Genomic DNA, 19,821 nt, shown 5'->3' on the forward strand with positions numbered 1-19,821 from the left:
GGGTAAAGGCAACACAGCCGCAGCGCAATCCCGCAGTTGCAATCGCCGCCCTTTCAGACCTGCACACGCAGGAGAGGAGATGACATGAAATTCTTCGTAGATACCGCCGACATCGATGCCATTGCCGAGTTGAACGCCACTGGCATGGTGGACGGCGTGACCACCAACCCGTCGCTGATCAAAAAATCCGGCCGTGACATTCTCGAAGTCACAAAAGAAATCTGTGATCTGGTTGATGGACCGGTTTCCGCCGAAGTGACCGCCACCGACGCTGCCGAGATGATCGCCGAAGGTCGCAAGCTGGTCGAGATCGCCGACAACATTGCTGTGAAAGTGCCTCTGACCTGGGACGGCTTGAAAGCGTGTAAAACACTGACCGATGATGGTCACAAGGTAAACGTGACCCTGTGTTTCTCCGCCAACCAGGCGCTGCTGGCCGCCAAAGCCGGCGCCACATTCATCTCCCCGTTTATTGGCCGTCTGGACGACATCAACATCGATGGCATGGACCTGATCGCAGACATCCGTCAGATCTACGACAACTACGGTTTTGAAACCGAAATTCTGGCAGCGTCTATCCGCACAGTGAACCACGCCACCCAATGTGCTCTGGTTGGTGCCGACGTAATGACCGCCCCTCCCGGCGTGATCAAATCCATGATCAGCCACCCGCTGACTGACAAAGGTCTGGCCACGTTCCTCGCGGACATCAAAGACGCAGGCATCAAAATCCTGTAACAAAGGATAGCTCAACGATTTTGAGGCCCGGACACCGCTCCGGGCCTTTTTCGTTTCTGTCATGTGATTGCCCCCCCAAAGGCCACCGTGCTAGGGTTTTGGGCAATAAGAGGCCGAGCACCCTGTAATGACCACTGCACTAGACAAATTCCAACGGTTGGAAGGCACCGCGCTGTGGCGCGCAACACCAGATGTGCAACGGCGCGAAGTGATTGTTTCGCTGGGCGAAGCCACACTTGTCATCAAAGATTCACAAGATCGCGCTTTGACCCATTGGTCCCTGCCCGCCGTGCGCCGCCTCAATCCCGGTCAACATCCGGCTGTGTTTTTTCCCGACGGAGATTCCAACGAAACCCTCGAGATTGACGCCACCCACGACGATCTGGTTGAGGCGATTGAAAAGCTGCGCAAAGCTGTTGCGCGGCCCCAAAACGCCTCTGGCCGATTGAGAGTGTCGGTGCTGGCTTTGTCAGCTGCAACTGTGGCGGGGTTGGCGGTCTTTTGGCTGCCTAATGCACTGGCAAACCACGCTTTGCGCGTTGTCCCCAATGTGGCGCGGCAGACCATCGGCCAGGACATGCAACAGCTTGCAACGCGCCTGACAGGCCAACCCTGCAGTGCCCCATTGGCCGTACCTGCGGTGGACGCCTTGCAAAAACGTCTGCAAGTGCGCTCCATTTCCATTTTGCCAAACGCCTTACGCGAGGCCGTGGCCTTACCCGGAAATGTTGTTTTGTTGGGACGCGACACTATTGAAGACTTTGAAGAGCCGGATGTGGCTGCCGGCTACATTGTCGCCGCACAGACTGCATCTCCGGACCCGCTTCATGGGGTGTTGGAAACCGGCGGCATCAGGGCCAGCCTTCGCCTTTTGACCTCAGGGGCATTACCCGAAGACCTGCTCCTGAAGCATGTCGAACGATTGATCAGCGCACCTCCGACGGCGGCTGCAAACGACAGCCTGATAAAGGCATTTGAAGAGAAACGGGTGCGTTTGCAGCCGTATGCGTTGGCGCGTGATCCTTCTGGTGAAAGCACCTTGCCGCTCATTGAGGCCGCGCCGTTCACCCAAGACCTGCCCGAACCCATTCTGATCGATCGTTATTGGGTTGCTTTACAAGGTATTTGCGGCAGCTGACACCGCCGGAGATACCACTAAATTACTGGCGTACAAACGCGCCATCAAACCCGGCACCCTGCGTTTTGGCCAGCGCTGCGTTGGCACCATCTGCACCGGCAAACGGTCCGGCAAGCACCATGCGCTGTGTCACGCCACCGCGCTGAAATTTCCCAATCCGTACCGGCAACCCAAGACGTTTAACCTGCTTGGCCGCAGCTTTTGCGCTGGCCGCATCACTGTATGTTCCAACCTGTACATAAGGTGTACCCGCCAAACGCAGGGATTTTGTGGCAGGTTCAGATTTCGTGGACACCGTGGCGGGCGCAACCGACGTGGCTTCTGCACGGGCAACCACCTCGCCATCTTCAGATATGCCGACAAGCTTGCCTGGTACCGACGTTGTCCAGATTTGCGCCATCTGGGCCTGACCCGCGAGGGTCATTTCCGCCCGACGTTCGTTCAAGCGGCCGTCGTCAAAGGCACGGCGATACCCTTCCGGCACCGTAGCAACAACATGTGTATCTTTGTTGGCCTCATAGACGTGACGCGGCACAACCCGCACATCGGGGGCGACTTCGCCAACCTTTACAACCGTACCAACCGGGGGGCGACGCAGCGAACTGTTCTGATCAAACCGCATCTTTGGCGGTTGTGCAGTTGATCGGCCGGTTCCCGGCGTGACAGGCGAAAGCGCTTGCGGGCCACAGCGAATTGGCGACCCTTTCCAAGTGGTCACACCTTCACGACAAGGCGACACCACACCAGCGGCACGGGGCGCCTGTTTCGTGGTGCGGCGCACGGTTGACGTGGTGGACGTTGTTGTCGTCGGCGCTGGCTGAATGACCTGAGGCGCAGCAGCCGTCGTCGGGGCCGCTGTTCTGGTCGTGGTCTTCTTTGTCGTGGTTGTCGTCGGCCGCGCAGCAGTAGGCGTGGTATATAAGGGGGCACCTTTGGCCTGCTTTGGCGCAGTTGTAGTTCGTGTCGTTGTCTTGGTTGTGGTTTTGGCTGTGCGCGTAGATGTCGTTGTGGTTGGTGCTTTGGTGGTCGCCTTAGGCGCAACAGCTACCGCAGGAGCACCCGCTTCTGGCGCTGCGGGCTGAATTTGCACAACATTTTTATCGAGCTTGGGGGCCGCGTTGGTGGTGGTTTGCGCCTTCGAAAAGGTTGGCTTGAACCCACAGATAACCTTGCGTTCCCGAGTCACACGCGGCACCCAGGTTGTGGCCCCATCAACACCCGCACGAATGTAAACACATCCACGACTGTCGACAAATTGTTTACCTTTGAAATCACGCGGCGGGAACTCCGCCGGCAATTGGTTTGAACTAATGGACTGTGCAGTGACCGCACCTATGCCCAAGGAACTCACGATCACTCCGATCGCAATAACACTGGTCAGTTTCATTTTGCCCCCACAAGATGTAGGGGCACCTTAGCCGGTTTGTTTCCAACGAGTAAACCGTTGAAAACACGAAATTTGACCTATTGCGTGCCAAACATGCGGTCGCCCGCATCACCCAATCCAGGCAAGATATAGCCCTTTTCATTGAGCCGCTCATCCAGAGACGCCGTTACAATTGGCACATCCGGGTGCGCCTCTTTCATACGTGCCACACCTTCAGGAGCAGCCAAAAGGCAGAGGAACCGAATATTGGTCGCGCCTTGCTTCTTCAGCAAATCAATTGCTGCCGCAGAACTATTGCCAGTTGCCAGCATTGGATCAACGGCAATGACCAGCCGCTCGTCCAGCTCGCTTGGCGCCTTGTAGTAGTACTGGACCGGCTCAAGCGTTTCTTCATCTCGGTACAAGCCAACAAAACCAACACGCGCTGATGGCACCAGTTCCAGCATCCCGTCCAGCAGGCCGTTGCCCGCCCGAAGAATGGACACCAACGCCAGCTTGCGGCCCGCCAAGGTTGGCGCGTCCATTTCCACCATTGGCGTCTGAACCTTCTTGGTGGTCATCGGCAACTCACGTGTGACCTCATAGGCCAAGAGTTGGCTGATCTCACGCAGCAACCGACGAAACTCACCCGTCGAGGTGGTCTGATCACGCATGATGGTCAACTTGTGCTGTACCAGCGGGTGATCCACAATTGTCAAATGATCCATCAGACTTGCTCCAATCGTTTTGCTACTTTTGCTTTGGTATCAGCGTCGCAGAAGGCTGCGTCAAGCGCGGTCTGGTTGAGTTCAGCAAAATCGCTCGCGTCCCAACCAAATGCTCTGGACAGCTCTTCATACTCACGGCGCATTGTGGTGTGGAAGAACGGCGGATCATCTGTGCTGACCGTTACCTTCACCCCGGCATCACGCAATTTCTGAATTGGGTGGCTTGCAAAGTCCGGGAACAATCCAAGCACTACATTGGAGCCCGGGCAGACTTCCAATGTGATCTGACGGGCCACCAGTTCTTTCACCAATGCAGGATCTTCAAGGCTGCGAACACCGTGGCCAATGCGTTCCACATTCAAGTCTTTGATCGCGTCCCAAACACTTTCCGGCCCACCAAACTCACCAGCGTGGGTGGTCAACTGCAAACCCGCCTCTTTGGCCTGATCAAACGCATAAGAGAACGTGCCTTGAGTGAATTGGCCTTCGTCGCCGCCCATGCCAAAACCGGTCACAAAGTCACCTGCGGTTTCGGCAGCACAATGCGCCGTGGTTTTGGATTTATCGGCCCCAAAGTGGCGCACAGCGGTCACAACACCACGCAACGTGATACCATGTTTGGCTTCCGCTGCATTTGCAGCTTCCTGGATCGCCGCCAAATATTCGCGCCACGCACCAACATCACCGCCACCACAGAAGTCCGGGCTGATGAAGCTCTCGGTATAGACAACTCCGTTCTTGGCGCTCTCTTCCAAAATCGCTGTGGTCAGGCGGGCAAACTCTTCTGGTCCGGTTAAAACCGATGTGGCATCTTCATAGGTGCTCAGGAAATGCACAAAATCCCGGAACGCATAGCCACCGTTGGCGTCAAAAATCTTGCTAAGGTCAACATTCTTTTCATGCGCCAGTTGCTTGATAAACGCGGGTGGTGCCGCGCCTTCATGGTGCAAGTGCAGTTCAACTTTTGGCAGGTCCGCAACGCTCATAAGAAACTCCTTCCACGGGGAGGTGTGATCCCCAAATGAGTGGCCACCGTTGCGGCCACATCAACAAAATCCATGATCCCGGCTTCTTTTGCGCCCGCACCAGCGGCCAACACAGGCACGCGTTCGCGGGTGTGGTCGGTTCCGGTCCAGCTTGGGTCATTGCCGTGATCCGCGGTCAGGATCAATAGATCATCCGCCTTCAAATTTTGAAGGACCTTTCCGATTTCCAAGTCAAACCATTCCAGCGCACGCGCATAGCCGGAAATGTCACGACGATGGCCATATAAGCTGTCAAACTCGACGAAATTGGCAAATGTCAGGCTACCATCCTCAGCGATTCCCACCAATTCCTGCAAGTCCTCCATCAACTTGGCGTCCGCGCCCTTGGTACACTCATCAATACCAGCCATCGTAAAGATGTCGCCTATCTTGCCAACACCTTGCACCTTGCCCCCGGCATCCTGAACCCAATTGGTCAACAGCGGTTCCGGCGGCGCAATGGCGTAGTCCCGGCGGTTGGTGGTGCGTGTGAACCCAGTCTCCGCATCGCCCACAAACGGTCGCGCAATCACCCGGCCAATCTTCATCTCGTGCAACGTTGGCGCAAGATCTTGGCAAAGCTTCAACAGCCGATCTAGGCCAAACGTCTCTTCATGCGCGGCAATCTGATACACACTATCGGCAGAGGTATAGCAAATTGGCCTGCCTGTTTTCACGTGCGCCGCACCCAGGTCATTGATGACAACCGTGCCTGATGCGTGGCAATTCCCCAGGATGCCGTCCACGCCAGCTAACACACACACCAGTTTGGTCAAATCCGCAGGGAAACAAGGTTCTGCTTTGGGGAAATACCCCCAATCCCACGGCACCGGCAAACCGGCCAACTCCCAGTGCCCGGACGGTGTATCTTTGCCTGGACTGACTTCTGTTGCCGCGCCCCACGCGCCAGCTGGCGTTGCATCCAATCCCGGCGTCGCCTCACCAGACGCCAACCGACACGCTGCGCCAAGGCCCAAGCCATCCAGATTGGGCACCTTCAACGGTCCACTGCGCCCGTCTTCGGCGCGCCCATCAGCACACGCCTGTGCGATGTGAGCCAGCGTATTTGCACCAGTATCGGGGCGGTCTTCGTTGAAAAACTGCGCGGCATCCGGTGCCCCACCAATGCCAACCGAGTCCATCACAACCAGAAATGCACGTGCCATCAACGACTCCTTTCGTGGATTAGCGGCGGCATATCGGGCATTTGATCGCCAATGTCCATGGCCTCCAGCACAGCGGTCGCAGCCGCATCAGCTTTGTCTTCACGGCTAGCATGGACCCGCAAAAGTGGATCACCGGCCTTCACCTGAGCCCCAAGGCGCGCAACCTCGGAAAAGCCAACCGCCATATCCAGCACGTCACTCTCGACCATACGACCGCCACCAAGCCCAACAACCGCCAAACCCAACGCCTCACCGTCTATAGCAGCCACAAAGCCATCACGCGGCGCCTTCACTTCTCGGATTACCGAGGCCTCTGGTAAAAACCGCTGCCATTCCTCAACAAAACGTATCGGCCCGCCATGCGCTGCAACCATTTTGCCAAACCGCTCCGCCGCTTGTCCGTTGGCCAACACGTCAACCATCTTGGCAACGCCCGCCTCCACGTCCGAGGCCAGCCCTGCGTTTGCCAACAAAACACCTCCCAACGACACACTCAATTCCGCCAAGGGACCACCTTTGGCACCACACAGAACCTCCATGCATTCCGCCACTTCCAGCGCGTTGCCCAAAGACGGTGCAAGCGGTTGGCTCATGTCTGATATCACTGCGCTGGTTGGACATCCTGCTAGATTGGCCGTGCTCACCAACGAGTCCGCCAACGCCTCTGCGTCTTTCAGCGTTTTCATAAACGCGCCGCTGCCAACTTTCACATCAAGCACCAAGCCATGCAGCCCCGCCGCCAGCTTCTTGGACAGAATTGATGCTGTGATCAGTTCAAGGCTTTCAACTGTCCCGGTCACATCGCGCACCGCGTAGAGCCGCTTGTCCGCAGGGGCCAATTCCGCTGTCGCGCTGACAATCGACGCTCCGACTTCTCGCACAACTGTGTCAAACTGGTCTTCACCCAGCCCGGTTTGATAGCCGGGAATGGCCTCCAGTTTGTCCAAGGTGCCACCCGTGTGCCCAAGCCCGCGCCCAGACACCATTGGCACATAAGCCCCGCAGGCCGCTAAAGCCGGTGCTAGAACCAAGCTCACACAATCCCCAACACCTCCGGTGGAATGCTTATCAAGCGCAGGTCCCGGCAAATCCCAAGACATCGTGTCCCCGCTGTCGCGCATCGCCAACGTGAACGCCACGCGCCCATCCTCCGAAAGCCCGCGCACACACACGCCCATGGCAAAAGCCCCAGCCTGTGCATCACTCACAGTGCCGTCCGCCAAGCCTCTGGCAAACCAGGCCAATTCCTCGCGACTGGGGTCTTCTCCTTTGCGCAACTGCGCGATGATGGCCCGTGCGTCCATGGGTGTCTCCTTACGTATCAGTCGCGATCTTGGTGGTCGGCATCCATATGGTCGGCACCAAACGCCCCCGGCAGAAGCTCTGCCATCGTCATTGTCACGCGCACACCATCCAGATTGGCCAAGGTCACCACCGTATCCTTGCCACCAAACTCCGCAAGCTTTTGACGGCACCCGCCACAGGGACTCACCGGCTGCTTGCTATCGGCCACCACAAACACTTCGGTCAGCTTTGTCTCACCGGACGCTACCATTGCCGCAATCGCGCCAGCCTCCGCACAAGTGCCTTCCGGATAGGCGATATTCTCCACATTGCACCCAGCATAGATTGTGCCCGCTTCAGACGTGATTGCGGCGCCTACCTTGAAATTTGAATATGGGGCATATGCATTTTCGCGCACTGCAAAGGCGGCTTTTTCCAAACTCATGTCGCTATCACTTTCGTTTTAAACGCCCCTGGCAGTGCAACCTCGAGCAACTCGATGTCCGCACTGGGATTGGCGTAGCGGGTTTTCATTCCGGGCGGGATGACAAAGGCGTCCCCGACTTCCAAGGTAAAAGGCTCCCGCCCTTCTCCCTCCAAAACCATCGTGCCCTTCATCACAAAGGTAAAGTGGATATCTGCATCGTGATGCGCCCATTGCGGCGCGCCATCCCCCCGTCGGACCACTTGCACGCCAGCCACATCTTTGGTGTTGGCGGCAATGGTGGTGTCCCGGCAAACAAACCCTGGCAGCCGGAACTTGTGCCAATCGGCACCATCGGCAAGGTTATGCACAAACCGCTGACCATCCCATTCACGCTCTGGTCGATCATAGGGAGTCGGCAATCGCATCTCATGATCAATTTCAGTCACATGATCAGCTGGAACCCCAATCTCGATCACTTGCAGATCGTCACTTGCCTCACAAACCCGATGCCGGATTTCAGGTGGCTGGATAAAACAGTCACCCGCATTCAAACGCCGCATGCCGCCCTGGTCTTCATACAGCACGTCAACCCAGCCGTTCACGCAGAAGATCAGTTGAAACCCCACTTTGTGGTAGTGCACCATGTCGGGCACGGGCCCACCGTCGGGGATGCGGATATGACTGGCAATCATCGCACCGCCCAAACGATCCGGCACCAAATCGCGGTAATGCATGCCCGCGCGGCCAATCACCCACGGGGCCTGATCCGCCAACCGACGCACCACAAAGGAGTGCTGCACTTCTGGCAAAACCAGTGGCGGGTTCAGTTCCTCAATTTCAATCTTGGTCCCGTTGGGCGCTATGAGCCGTCGGGCACCATCGGCAAACTCATCCGGGTCATCTGTCAGGATACGAATACATCCCGGCGCGTCTTGCGCGTCTTTCTCAATGCGCACCCGTAAACCATGTCCTGAGAACACCGCAACCGTTGGATCATCCGCCGGGTAAATCATGTCCATGCGCATTTTGAGCACTTTGGTGTAAAAGGGGATGTCATCACGCAATTCCCGCGTTGGCAATCGCACTTCAGCTTTAATCTCTTCCATTCCCACTCCCCATTGCTCTCTCACGGCAGAATTTACCGAGAATGTAACCAAATGGTCAAAAACTCAACGGTGAAATTTGGGCGCTTCGGCCAAGTTACATTTGCCCATTCCCTCGGAAGAAAAACTAGTTTAATGCTGAACCAAATTTTGACCACCCACAAACCGCCGCTGCGCCCTGCGCACTATGAGGTCCGCCATGTCCGACAATCGCAATCAATCTCTGCGCGACGCCGCTCTTTTTTACCACGCCAACCCAAAGCCGGGGAAACTCGAGATCCGCGCCACCAAGCCGCTGGCCAACGGTCGCGACCTCTCGCGCGCCTACTCACCTGGTGTGGCCGAGGCCTGCTTGGAGATCAAAGACGACCCCGCCAACGCAGCCCTCTATACCGCCCGCCAAAACCTTGTGGCAGTGGTTTCCAACGGCTCAGCCGTGCTCGGCCTCGGAAACATCGGCGCACTGGCGTCCAAACCAGTGATGGAAGGCAAGGCGGTTCTGTTCAAGAAATTTGCCAACATCGACTGCTTTGACATTGAGTTGGACGAATCCGACCCTGAAAAACTCGCTGACATCGTCTGCGCCATGGGGCCAACCTTTGGCGCAATCAACCTCGAAGACATCAAGGCACCAGAGTGCTTTGTTGTTGAAAAACTGTGCCGTGAACGGATGAACATCCCGGTGTTCCACGATGATCAGCACGGCACTGCCATTGTTGTTGGCGCAGCCGCCACCAACGCGCTGCAAGTGGCTGACAAAAAATTCGAAGACATCAAAATTGTCTCCACCGGTGGCGGCGCCGCAGGCATCGCCTGCCTCAACATGCTGCTCAAACTGGGTGTAAAGCGTGAAAACATCTGGCTCTGCGACATTCACGGCTTGGTCTATGAAGGCCGCGAAGAGGACATGAATCCACAGAAGGCCGAATTTGCTCAGAAAACCGACCTGCGAACGCTTGAAGACGTGATCGACGGCGCCGACATGTTCCTCGGCCTCTCCGGCCCCGGCGTGATGAAGCCAGAACTGGTCGAGAAGATGACCCCGCAGCCAATCATCTTTGCCCTCGCCAACCCGACCCCGGAAATCATGCCCGATCTGGCCCGCAAAGTGGCGCCCGATGCAATCATCGCCACAGGCCGCTCGGACTTCCCCAATCAAGTCAACAATGTCCTCTGTTTCCCGTTCATTTTCCGCGGCGCACTGGATGTGGGCGCCACGGAGATCAATGATGAGATGTGCGTTGCCTGCGTCAACGGCATCGCCGAACTTGCGCGTGCCACCACCTCTGCCGAAGCCGCTGCCGCATACAAAGGGGAGCAACTCACCTTTGGCGCAGAATACCTGATCCCAAAACCGTTTGATCCGCGTCTGGTGGGCGTTGTCTCCGCCGCCGTGGCCAAAGCCGCCATGGACAGCGGTGTTGCAACCCGCCCGATCGACGACATCGACGCCTATATCCACAAGCTCAACCAGTCGGTCTTCAAATCTGCGCTGTTGATGCGCCCCGTATTTGAAACCGCCCGCAAAGCCGCACGCCGCATTGTGTTCTCTGAAGGTGAGGACGAACGGGTCCTGCGCGCAGCCCAAGCAATCTTGGAAGAAACCACCGAAACCCCAATCCTGATAGGCCGCCCCGAGGTGATCGAAGCCCGCTGCGAACGCGCAGGCTTGTCCATTCGCCCAGGTCAGGACTTCCAGATCGTGAACCCAGAGAACGACCCGCGCTACTATGACTACTGGAACAGCTATCACGAGTTGATGGAGCGCGAAGGCGTCACGCCAGACCTCGCCAAAGCCATCATGCGCACCAACTCCACCGCGATTGGATCAATCATGGTGCACCGTGAAGAGGCAGACAGCCTGATCTGCGGCACTTTTGGAGAATACCGCTGGCACCTCAACTACATCACACAGGTTTTGGGCAACAAATCTCTGTCACCCCACGGCGCACTCTCCCTGATGATCCTCGAAGACGGCCCCTTGTTCATTGCTGACACGCAGGTGCATGAGTTGCCCAGCCCTGAAGACATCGCACGCATCACCATCGGCGCTGCCCGCCATGTGCGTCGCTTTGGATTGGAACCTAACATTGCGCTTTGCTCACAAAGTCAGTTTGGCAACCATCGCCAGGGTTCTGGCAAACGCTTGCGCGAAGCCATCGAAATTCTGGACAGCCGGCCACGTGACTTTGCCTATGAGGGCGAAATGAACGTCGATACCGCTCTGGATCCTGATCTACGCGCCCGCGTTTTCCCACGCACCCGTTTGGAAGGGGCCGCTAATGTGTTGATCTTTGCCAACGCTGATGCGGCGTCTGGCGTGCGCAACATCCTGAAAATGCGCGCTGACGCGCTGGAGGTTGGCCCAATCCTGATGGGCATGGGCAACCGCGCTCACATTGTCAGTCAATCCATAACAGCGCGTGGGCTCCTCAACATGGCGGCGATTGCGGGCACTCCGGTGACCCAATACGGGTAACCCCTATCCAGCCGATTACGAGGGGAGGCAACGCTCCCCTCGCGACATCGCTCGAAACTGCTTTAGTTAGATTGGCTGCCGCCTCGGCGCACCCGCGCAAGAATGGTCAGATCAATCTGACGTCCCACAAAATCCTGGTACCCCGTCGCACCAAACTCTGTTCGATCGAGCTTTCCCGTGAGTAATATGGATAGGTTGTCCAGATCTCCAACCTTCGTACCGCGCTGACGAAACAGCTGCGCCGAAAGCGTCACGGGTTTTGAAATCCCCCGCACGGTTAAGTCCCCAGTGACCTGCGCCTTGTGGATCGAACCGGTGATCTCACGCGCGACAAACCGGATGGTTGGGTGATTGCGCACATCCAACACACGCGCACCTTTCAGAGCTTCGGTTGCAAACACAAACCCTGCAACTGCCTTTTGTGGATTGAGCGTGACATCAATGCGACTGCGCTCGATGTTGCGTAAATCCAGAAAAAGCTCGGCCGAGTGCACCGGCATCTGCCCTTCCGTTTTCACACCATTCAAGTAGTACGTGAAGCCAACGACGCTTGCGTCACCGTCCAAATAATATTGCTGCGGCGCTGCGTGAAGAGCTGTCGCCCAGATCAGCAAATGAAGAAACGACGCGAGCTTGCGGCAGAGAACAGCACACAGCGTCATCATTGACCTATTCTCGGCGCGCATCCCGGTACTCCAACAGTGAAAGGTCACAGTATGGCACACTCGCCGCAAACCAACTGACACATTTGCGCGACGTCCGGCACGTCGACCACTGAGACCGCAAACCAAACTTTGCACATTTGCAAATCCAACTAAAAGTTGGCCGAAACCCGCAAAATAATGGAAGTTTGCTAAAGTTTGCAGAAAGGAGGCAGCCTAACTTGCAAACTTTCTGCGATAATCTGCCACGCCAAACGCGCCAAGACTTGCCGCGACAATCCTCCCTCCTCTATCCATTTGAGTAGGAAGAGGAGGACCCCATGTCATATCAGGACGTCTACAACGGTTGGAAAAACGATCCCGAAGCATTCTGGATGCAGGCGGCAGACGCGATTGACTGGGATACCCCACCCAGCAAGGCGCTCTTTGACAAGGGCGACCACATGTATGAGTGGTTCTCCGACGCCAAGGTCAACACCTGCTGGAACGCCGTGGATCGCCACGTCGAGGCAGGCCGCGGCGAGCAAACCGCGATTATTCACGACAGCCCCATCACCCACTCCAAGCGCGAGATCTCCTATGTGGAGCTGCGCAATCGCGTCGCCTCCCTCGCTGGCGCCCTGCGCGCCAAAGGTGTCGAGAAAGGCGACCGCGTCATCATCTACATGCCAATGATCCCTGAAGCGCTCGAAGCCATGCTGGCCTGCGCCCGCCTTGGCGCGATCCACTCCGTGGTGTTTGGCGGCTTTGCCGCCAACGAGTTGGCCGTGCGCATTGACGATGCCAAACCCAAGGCCATCATCGCCGCCTCCTGCGGGCTAGAGCCGGGCCGCGTCGTGCACTACAAACCACTCCTGGACGGCGCAGTTGACCTTGCCACCCACAAGCCCGACTTCTGTGTGATTTTCCAACGAGAGCAAGAAGTGGCACAGTTGGTCGAAGGTCGCGATTTCAATTGGCACGGCTTCCAATATGGCGTGGAACCCGCCGAATGTGTGCCGGTTGAGGGCAACCATCCAGCCTACATCCTTTACACCTCCGGAACCACAGGCCAACCCAAGGGCGTGGTACGCCATACCGCAGGCCATTTGGTTGCGCTGAATTGGACCATGAAGAACGTCTTCAACGTGGATCCTGGCGATGTTTTCTGGGCGGCCTCTGATGTGGGCTGGGTTGTCGGCCACAGCTACATCACCTACGCGCCACTGATCCACGGCAACACCACCATCGTGTTTGAAGGCAAACCCGTTGGCACGCCTGACGCTGGCACCTTTTGGCGGGTGATTTCTGAGCACAACGTCAAAACCTTTTTCACTGCCCCCACCGCCTTCCGGGCCGTGAAACGCGAGGACCCCAAAGGGGACCTTGTGAAGCAATACGACCTTTCTTGCTTGGATCAGGTTTTCCTCGCCGGGGAACGCGCCGATCCCGACACCATCATGTGGGCGCAAGACCAACTCAAGAAACCGATCATCGACCACTGGTGGCAGACTGAACTGGGCTACCCGGCCATCTGTAACCCGGTTGGGATTGAACTTTTGCCGGTGAAACTGGGCAGCCCTTCCCTTCCCATGCCCGGCTACGACATGAAAGTTCTGGATGAAGGCGGCAACGAACTCCCAGCGGGAGAGCTTGGCGCAATTGTCAGCAAACTGCCCTTGCCCCCTGGCACCCTGCCAACCCTGTGGAATGCCGAAGACCGCTTCAAAAAATCCTACCTGACCAACTTCCCCGGGTATTATGAAACCGGCGACGCAGGCATGATTGATGAAGATGGCTACATCTACATCATGGCGCGCACCGATGACGTGATCAACGTCGCCGGCCACCGCCTCTCCACCGGCGGCATGGAAGAGGTGCTTGCGGGGCATCCTGATGTTGCAGAATGCGCGGTGATTGGGGTCGCAGACCAACTCAAAGGCCAAATGCCCGTGGGCTTCCTCTGCCTGAACGCGGGGGCGGATCGCAACAACAGCGACGTGGTGAAAGAAGTTGTGAAACTGGTGCGCGAGAAAATCGGCCCGGTGGCGGCTTTCAAACTGGCCGTTGTGGTGGATCGTCTTCCCAAGACGCGCTCCGGTAAAATCCTGCGCGGCACGATGGTCAGCATCGCTGATGGCACCGAGTGGAAAATGCCGGCGACCATTGATGATCCGGTCATACTGGATGAAATCACCGAAGCACTGCAAAGCCTTGGATACGCCAAAGCGTAAACACAGGAGCGGCGGGGCCAGCCCCCGCACCACCCCCGCGATTTTCGGGTATTTGAATGAATAATCGCGCGCCGCACATGTGGCGCGCTTTTCATTTAGACAAACTGCTCGCGAATAAGCCGCTCTTCGAGACCATGGCCGGGATCAAACAGAATGCGGTGCGCGACGCTCTCGTCTGATCGAATCTCGACAGAGGCAACATTCTCAATCGACCGGCTGTCCGCATGCGCCATCACCGGGCGCTTCTGGCTTTCTAGCACCTCAAAGGACACCGTTGCCAGCTTGGGCACCAACGCCCCCCGCCACCGGCGCGGCCGAAATGGTGCAATTGCTGTGAGCGCAAGAACATCTGAGCCAATCGGCAGGATTGGGCCATGAGCAGAATAGTTATAGGCAGTAGAGCCAGCAGGCGTACTGATCAACGCGCCATCACAAACCAATTCTTCCATACGCAACCGACCATCAATCTTGATACGCAGTTTGGCCGCTTGAGGACCAGCTCGCAGCAAAGACACTTCGTTAATTGCCAGCGCCTCATGCACGGAGTTGTCCACACAGGTCGCCCGCATCGCCAGCGGATTGAGCTTCTCTTCTTCCGCCGCCGACAGCCGCTCCGGTAAATCACTCTCAGAGTAGGTGTTCATCAAGAACCCAACCGTGCCGCGGTTCATGCCATAGACTGGCGCCGACAAAGACTGAGTGTCATGCAATATGTGCAGCATAAAGCCATCTCCGCCCAGCGCGACAATCACGTCCGCCTTTTCGGGCGCGACATCGCCATACCGGCCAATCAATGCGGCCCGTGCGGTTTGCGCCACCGGCGCGTTGCTGGCCATAAAGGCGATTCTTTCGGACATATCGGTCCCAGCTCCAGTCAAACACCAGCAGGTTTCCCTGCCCCGCCAAAGGTTTCCTATGGCGTCATATGTTTATCCCCTGCACCATCTTCGGCGGTCAGGCAAGGTTTTGCGTCGCTTTGAGACCTTTCAACACAGCAACCTTTCCTTTAGGAACCGCATCAACGCGAACCCCTGATCTGGAGCACATGCCCATGTCCACCACCCGTGATGCTGGCTTTTTCACTGAATCCCTCGCCTCCCGCGACCCAGAGCTGTTTGGCTCGATCACCGACGAGCTGGGCCGCCAGCGCGACGAGATTGAGCTGATCGCCTCTGAGAACATCGTGTCCGCGGCCGTGATGGAAGCGCAAGGTACCGTGCTGACCAACAAATACGCCGAAGGCTACCCGGGACGACGCTACTACGGTGGCTGTCAGTATGTGGACGTGGCCGAAACGCTTGCGATCGACCGCGCCAAAGAGCTGTTTGGCTGTGAATTTGCCAACGTACAGCCAAACTCTGGTTCGCAAGCCAATCAAGGGACCTTCCAGGCACTGATCCAACCCGGCGACACCATCCTTGGCATGGATCTGGCCTCCGGCGGCCACCTGACCCACGGTGCACGCCCCAACCAATCCGGCAAATGGTTCAACGCTGTGTCTTACGGTGTGCGCCGCGACGACAACCTGATCGACTACGATCAGGTCGAAGCCCAGGCAAAAGAGCACCAGCCAAAGATGATCATCGCCGGTGGCTCCGCCATTCCGCGCCAGATCGACTTTGCCCGCTTCCGTGAGATTGCGGATATGGTTGGCGCCTACCTGCTGGTCGACATGGCACACATCGCTGGTCTGGTTGCCGCTGGTGAGCACCCATCGCCGTTCCCACATGCGCATGTTGCCACCACCACCACGCATAAAACCCTGCGTGGCCCACGTGGCGGCATGATCCTGACCAACGATGCGGACATCGCCAAGAAACTGAACTCGGCAATCTTCCCGGGCATTCAGGGTGGCCCGTTGATGCACGTCATCGCGGCCAAGGCCGTCGCCTTTGGTGAAGCCCTGCGCCCTGAGTTCAAAGAGTACCAAAAACAAGTACGCGCAAATGCTGTGGCCTTGGCCGATCAGCTGATCAAAGGTGGCCTGGACATCGTCACCGGCGGCACTGATACGCACGTGATGCTGGTGGATCTGCGCCCGAAAGCTGTGACCGGCAACATCGCCGACAAAGCTCTGGGCCGCGCCCACATCACCACCAACAAAAACGGCATTCCGTTTGACCCTGAAAAGCCAATGGTCACGTCTGGTCTGCGCCTGGGCACTCCTGCGGGCACCACCCGTGGCTTTGGCGAAGATGAATTCCGCGCCATTGCGGACATGATTGTCGAAGTGGTCGATGGTCTGGCCGCCAATGGTGAAGAGGGAAATGCCGAAGTGGAAGCTTCCGTGCGCGCCAAAGTGGCCGCACTCTGCGCCCGCTTCCCGCTATACCCAAACCTGTAAAACAACGGGCAGCAAAAAAATTATTGGGCCGTCGCTGGACATTTCAGCGGCGGCCTTTTCTGTTTGCCAGTTTGTATCTGAGGGGAAGCGCAATGAGTGACGGATGGGACACGCAGCGAAGCGTATAACCGCGCGCCCTATCCCCACCTCCTGCAGTGGCGTCGGCTGTAACTTTCCGCCCCAATCACCACCCAAACAGTTTGGGACGCGCACTCTCAGCCGCCTGATCCGAAACACTTTTGGGGGCAAAGCGTTCGCGCCGGTCTTCGCGCCAATGCGCTTGCAATTTGCGGTCAGTAGGCGCCGCCGTGTCCTCACCTCCCCAACGTTCCTGACGGGTGGCAACTTGAAAGCTATTTGAAAGAATTCCCAACATATCTGACGTTCCTTGTGTTGATCTGCTTCAAACATGGTGGACTATAGCAGCAAAAGCGATTCAATATGGCTTTTAATATGTAAGCTGGAGTTACAGTATGGATTGGGCAACCCTCCCGTCGCTCGCGGCCCTTCGAGCATTTGAAGCCGCGGCGCGCCACCAAAACCTAAGCGCGGCAGCGCGGGAGTTGAACGTGACCCACGCGGCCATCGCCCAACATGTGCGTACATTGGAAACTGACCTTTCCACGCCTTTGCTGTTTCGCTCTGGGCGCGGCGTTGCGCTCACGGAAAACGGGCGTCACCTCGCCCAACACCTTTCTGAGGGGTTTGAAATCATCTCCGATGGCGTCTCCGCCCTCCAGCGCACAAAGGAAGACCGTCCGCTCAGTATCAGCGTCACGCCCTCGTTTGCTGCCAACTGGCTCATGCCGCGTATTGGTGGTTTCTGGCAAAAGCACCCCGAGATCTCGCTCAGCATCAACCCAAGTGTCAATTTGATCGACCTGCGCCGGGACGGCTTTGATATGGCCATCCGCTTTGGCAACGGGCATTGGCCCGGCGTGACCAGTGAGTTGCTTACATCCGGAGAATTCTGGGTTGTGGCATCCCCAAAACTTGTAAATCAGACAACAAATCTCAGCCTCGCTGACGCAGGACATCACCCGTGGCTCATGGACCTGCACATGCTGGAATGGCGAAAAGTCGTCGAAGACGCTGGCCTCAACCTCGACACGGTTGAAATGACGTCATTGGAAACCAACGAGCTTGTACTCTCCGCTACCGTCGCGGGCCTTGGCGTGTCAGTGCACCCAAAATCCCTTGTGGAACGCGAAGTTGCGTTTGGCACGCTTGTGCAGATTTCCAGCCTGCCCCGCACGGACCTAGGCTATCATTTGGTCACTTTGCCTCGCCCTCTCAGCGGTAAAAAACGCGCTCTTCGAAAGTGGCTCATGGAAGAGGCCAAAACCTAACACCGCAACAGAAAGCACCCGGGTGCAATCCCGGGTGCCGTGTTGGAAACTCGGAGGTTTAGGTGTTTGGCTTCGTGTCCAACAGCGCCTCTTCCAGCATCTTCTCGTCGCGTACTTCTTCGATGCGGCGAATGCGATCATCACGCTGCTGGTTGTCAAAACGGTACTTCACCACATTGATCAAGCTGATCGTGAGAAGCACAATACCCATGCCCCAAAAGCCTTTGGTCGACAGCGGCACGTCAGTGGATAGCCAGAGTGAAATCCCCAGCAATACATAGGCCAGCGCCACACCGGCCATGTTGAGCATTACGATGGTGGAATTGTCATTACGATCAGTCATTTTGGTTTCTCCGAATTTTTAGGTTTGAATATTGTCTTGCCGAAAGCGGCGGTTTTATTTGGATTGGGTTTTCAGGCGGTCCATCACGGACGCACCAGTTGCTTTGCTCACATCCCCAAATCCGGCATCCGCCATGCGCCCCGCGATATCGCCATGGTTCAGGCCACTGTCGATTTCACGCAGGATTTCGCCTTGTTCAAACGGATCGTCTCCGCCCATCACGCGGGAAATCAGAGCTTCAGCTTCCTCAAACGGGCTGTCTCCTGCCAGATGACGGTTCATGGACCTCTGGATCCCTTGCTCTTTGCGTATGGCACGCGCGGTCACTGCGCCCTGCTTCAAGTCGATGATACGGCGGTGGGCCGTTTCGACGGATTGGCGCAGCTGCATAATCCGCGCTTCCAGGCGCGCTTGAGTTTGCTGACGCCCCGCCAACTCGTTTTCCAGATCCGCAATCGCTTGCGCTGCTTGCTGCGCCAGATCATCTCGACCCTCTGCAAGGGCCTGTTTGGCACGCGCTAGCAGATCCACAATGCGGCCTTCCAAAGTTTCGATTTGGCGCTGCTCACCGCGCTCCCGCTGGATCAAACCGGCCAAAGCCACCTTTGCCGCCTTCAGGTTTGCACTCGCCTCGCGGATTTTTTGATCAATCAGCTCAATGGCATAGACGTCACGCACCTGTTCTTCGGCCCGGGCGTTTGCCCCTACAATCAATGTTTTCAAAGTTCCGAACATCTGTCGCTCCATTTCTTGAACATCGTTCACAAATAGAGTGATAGAATTTTCCTGAACGCCGTTCAAGATATTTCTTGAACGGCGTTCATCTTTTTTTGCAAGAGACTGATTTTACTTAGATTTACACCGCGACTTCCGGCCCAATTCGGGAAAGAACCTGCGCAATCATCATCCGAATATGCTCCGGCGGCACGCCAGAGATGCGATTCTCCAGCCCCAGAAGCACGATTCCATGCACAGCAGAAAACATCGCCCGAGTCATCAACCCCAGCTCCTCATCACCCATTTCTGCATAAAGCTCCGACAGCGGCGCGCGAATATTGCCAAACAGCGCCCCCAAGGACGACAGATACCACTCAGGCACCGGTCCACCTTCTGTCATCTCCACATCAAACAACGCCCGCCACAGCTTTGGATGTGCGACAGCAAACTCCAGATAGGCATTGGACATGAGAATAAGCCGTTGGCGCGGGCTTTCGCTGCCATCATATGAAACAGACACCGCTGTTCCGAGTTTCTTGAACGTGCGCCCGTTCACCTCAAGCACCAGACCGTGCAAATCCTCAAACACGTTATAGATGGCACCAACCGCGCAGCCTGCCCCTTTGGCCAGCTCGCGCGCTTTGAGAGACGACAAGCCCCCCGCTGCAACCTGCTCTTCCGCCAATTCAATCAATCGCTCGCGCAACGCCGCGCGCCGCTCTGCCACCTTGCCAGCCAT

19 protein-coding genes are annotated in these 19,821 nt (G+C 57.0%); 6 read left to right on the forward strand and 13 right to left on the reverse strand.

What is annotated here, in order from left to right; genetic code table 11:
• Positions 1-84: 84 nt before the first annotated feature.
• Both fsa and QOL67_RS13555 read left to right on the forward strand, forming a co-directional pair.
• Positions 85-738, forward strand: a complete 654-nt coding sequence (gene fsa / locus QOL67_RS13550) for a fructose-6-phosphate aldolase (protein ID WP_283426514.1) — start codon at positions 85-87, stop codon at positions 736-738.
• 127 nt (positions 739-865) lie between these two features.
• Entirely contained in the window at positions 866-1,876 is a 1,011-nt protein-coding gene (locus QOL67_RS13555) for a hypothetical protein (protein WP_283426515.1), read from the forward strand.
• A 22-nt stretch (positions 1,877-1,898) separates the two neighbouring features.
• Here QOL67_RS13555 and QOL67_RS13560 read toward each other — a convergent pair whose 3' ends face one another.
• The 7 genes from QOL67_RS13560 to QOL67_RS13590 form a co-directional block, all read right to left on the reverse strand.
• Entirely contained in the window at positions 1,899-3,263 is a 1,365-nt protein-coding gene (locus tag QOL67_RS13560; RefSeq protein WP_283426516.1) for an SPOR domain-containing protein, read from the reverse strand.
• Between the two features lie 77 nt (positions 3,264-3,340).
• Positions 3,341-3,973, reverse strand: coding sequence for a uracil phosphoribosyltransferase (gene upp / locus QOL67_RS13565; protein WP_283426849.1), 633 nt, complete (start codon positions 3,971-3,973; stop codon positions 3,341-3,343).
• A complete protein-coding gene (locus tag QOL67_RS13570) occupies positions 3,970-4,956 on the reverse strand; it encodes an adenosine deaminase (protein ID WP_283426517.1) in 987 nt (328 codons plus the stop codon). Before QOL67_RS13570 ends, upp begins: the two co-directional genes overlap by 4 nt.
• Positions 4,953-6,161 carry a phosphopentomutase gene (locus QOL67_RS13575; RefSeq protein ID WP_283426518.1) on the reverse strand — a complete coding sequence of 403 codons (1,209 nt, stop codon included), beginning with the start codon at positions 6,159-6,161 and terminating at the stop codon, positions 4,953-4,955. The genes QOL67_RS13570 and QOL67_RS13575 overlap by 4 nt, the downstream gene beginning before the upstream one ends.
• Complete coding sequence (locus QOL67_RS13580) at positions 6,161-7,465, reverse strand: thymidine phosphorylase (RefSeq protein ID WP_283426519.1); 1,305 nt, start codon at positions 7,463-7,465, stop codon at positions 6,161-6,163. The genes QOL67_RS13575 and QOL67_RS13580 overlap by 1 nt, the downstream gene beginning before the upstream one ends.
• Before the next feature lie 17 nt (positions 7,466-7,482).
• Positions 7,483-7,890, reverse strand: coding sequence for a cytidine deaminase (locus QOL67_RS13585; RefSeq protein ID WP_283426520.1), 408 nt, complete (start codon positions 7,888-7,890; stop codon positions 7,483-7,485).
• On the reverse strand, positions 7,887-8,978 hold the full coding sequence (locus QOL67_RS13590; RefSeq protein WP_283426521.1) for a cupin domain-containing protein: 1,092 nt from the start codon (positions 8,976-8,978) through the stop codon (positions 7,887-7,889). Before QOL67_RS13590 ends, QOL67_RS13585 begins: the two co-directional genes overlap by 4 nt.
• A gap of 196 nt (positions 8,979-9,174) precedes the next feature.
• On the opposite strand from QOL67_RS13590, the gene QOL67_RS13595 reads away from it, so the two are divergent.
• On the forward strand, positions 9,175-11,454 hold the full coding sequence (locus tag QOL67_RS13595; RefSeq protein ID WP_283426522.1) for an NADP-dependent malic enzyme: 2,280 nt from the start codon (positions 9,175-9,177) through the stop codon (positions 11,452-11,454).
• Positions 11,455-11,516: 62 nt separating this feature from the next.
• On the opposite strand, the gene QOL67_RS13600 is transcribed toward QOL67_RS13595, so the two are convergent.
• Complete coding sequence (locus QOL67_RS13600) at positions 11,517-12,119, reverse strand: YceI family protein (protein ID WP_283426523.1); 603 nt, start codon at positions 12,117-12,119, stop codon at positions 11,517-11,519.
• A 317-nt stretch (positions 12,120-12,436) separates the two neighbouring features.
• Here QOL67_RS13600 and prpE point away from each other — a divergent pair, with 317 nt between their 5' ends.
• The gene (prpE, locus tag QOL67_RS13605; protein ID WP_283426524.1) at positions 12,437-14,329 is read left to right on the forward strand and encodes a propionate-CoA ligase PrpE; all 1,893 of its coding nucleotides are present in this window, start codon (positions 12,437-12,439) and stop codon (positions 14,327-14,329) included.
• Positions 14,330-14,424: 95 nt separating this feature from the next.
• On the opposite strand, the gene QOL67_RS13610 is transcribed toward prpE, so the two are convergent.
• Entirely contained in the window at positions 14,425-15,186 is a 762-nt protein-coding gene (locus QOL67_RS13610; protein ID WP_283426525.1) for an NAD kinase, read from the reverse strand.
• Positions 15,187-15,374: 188 nt separating this feature from the next.
• Here QOL67_RS13610 and glyA point away from each other — a divergent pair, with 188 nt between their 5' ends.
• Positions 15,375-16,673: a serine hydroxymethyltransferase gene (gene glyA / locus QOL67_RS13615; RefSeq protein ID WP_283426526.1), complete on the forward strand. Its 1,299-nt coding sequence runs from the start codon at positions 15,375-15,377 to the stop codon at positions 16,671-16,673.
• A gap of 184 nt (positions 16,674-16,857) precedes the next feature.
• Here glyA and QOL67_RS13620 read toward each other — a convergent pair whose 3' ends face one another.
• Positions 16,858-17,049 carry a hypothetical protein gene (locus QOL67_RS13620; RefSeq protein ID WP_283426527.1) on the reverse strand — a complete coding sequence of 64 codons (192 nt, stop codon included), beginning with the start codon at positions 17,047-17,049 and terminating at the stop codon, positions 16,858-16,860.
• A 97-nt stretch (positions 17,050-17,146) separates the two neighbouring features.
• Here QOL67_RS13620 and QOL67_RS13625 point away from each other — a divergent pair, with 97 nt between their 5' ends.
• Positions 17,147-18,022: a LysR substrate-binding domain-containing protein gene (locus QOL67_RS13625; protein WP_283426528.1), complete on the forward strand. Its 876-nt coding sequence runs from the start codon at positions 17,147-17,149 to the stop codon at positions 18,020-18,022.
• Positions 18,023-18,080: 58 nt separating this feature from the next.
• Here the strand turns inward: QOL67_RS13625 and QOL67_RS13630 are convergent, their stop codons facing one another.
• The 3 genes from QOL67_RS13630 to QOL67_RS13640 form a co-directional block, all read right to left on the reverse strand.
• Positions 18,081-18,365, reverse strand: a complete 285-nt coding sequence (locus tag QOL67_RS13630; protein WP_283426529.1) for a YiaA/YiaB family inner membrane protein — start codon at positions 18,363-18,365, stop codon at positions 18,081-18,083.
• Positions 18,366-18,419: 54 nt separating this feature from the next.
• Complete coding sequence (locus tag QOL67_RS13635; protein ID WP_283426530.1) at positions 18,420-19,100, reverse strand: PspA/IM30 family protein; 681 nt, start codon at positions 19,098-19,100, stop codon at positions 18,420-18,422.
• A 121-nt stretch (positions 19,101-19,221) separates the two neighbouring features.
• Positions 19,222-19,821, reverse strand: coding sequence for a TetR/AcrR family transcriptional regulator (locus QOL67_RS13640; RefSeq protein WP_283426531.1), 600 nt, complete (start codon positions 19,819-19,821; stop codon positions 19,222-19,224).

The sequence above is a fragment of the Shimia sagamensis genome, from assembly GCF_900182745.1.
GTDB classification, from domain to species: domain Bacteria; phylum Pseudomonadota; class Alphaproteobacteria; order Rhodobacterales; family Rhodobacteraceae; genus Shimia; species Shimia sagamensis.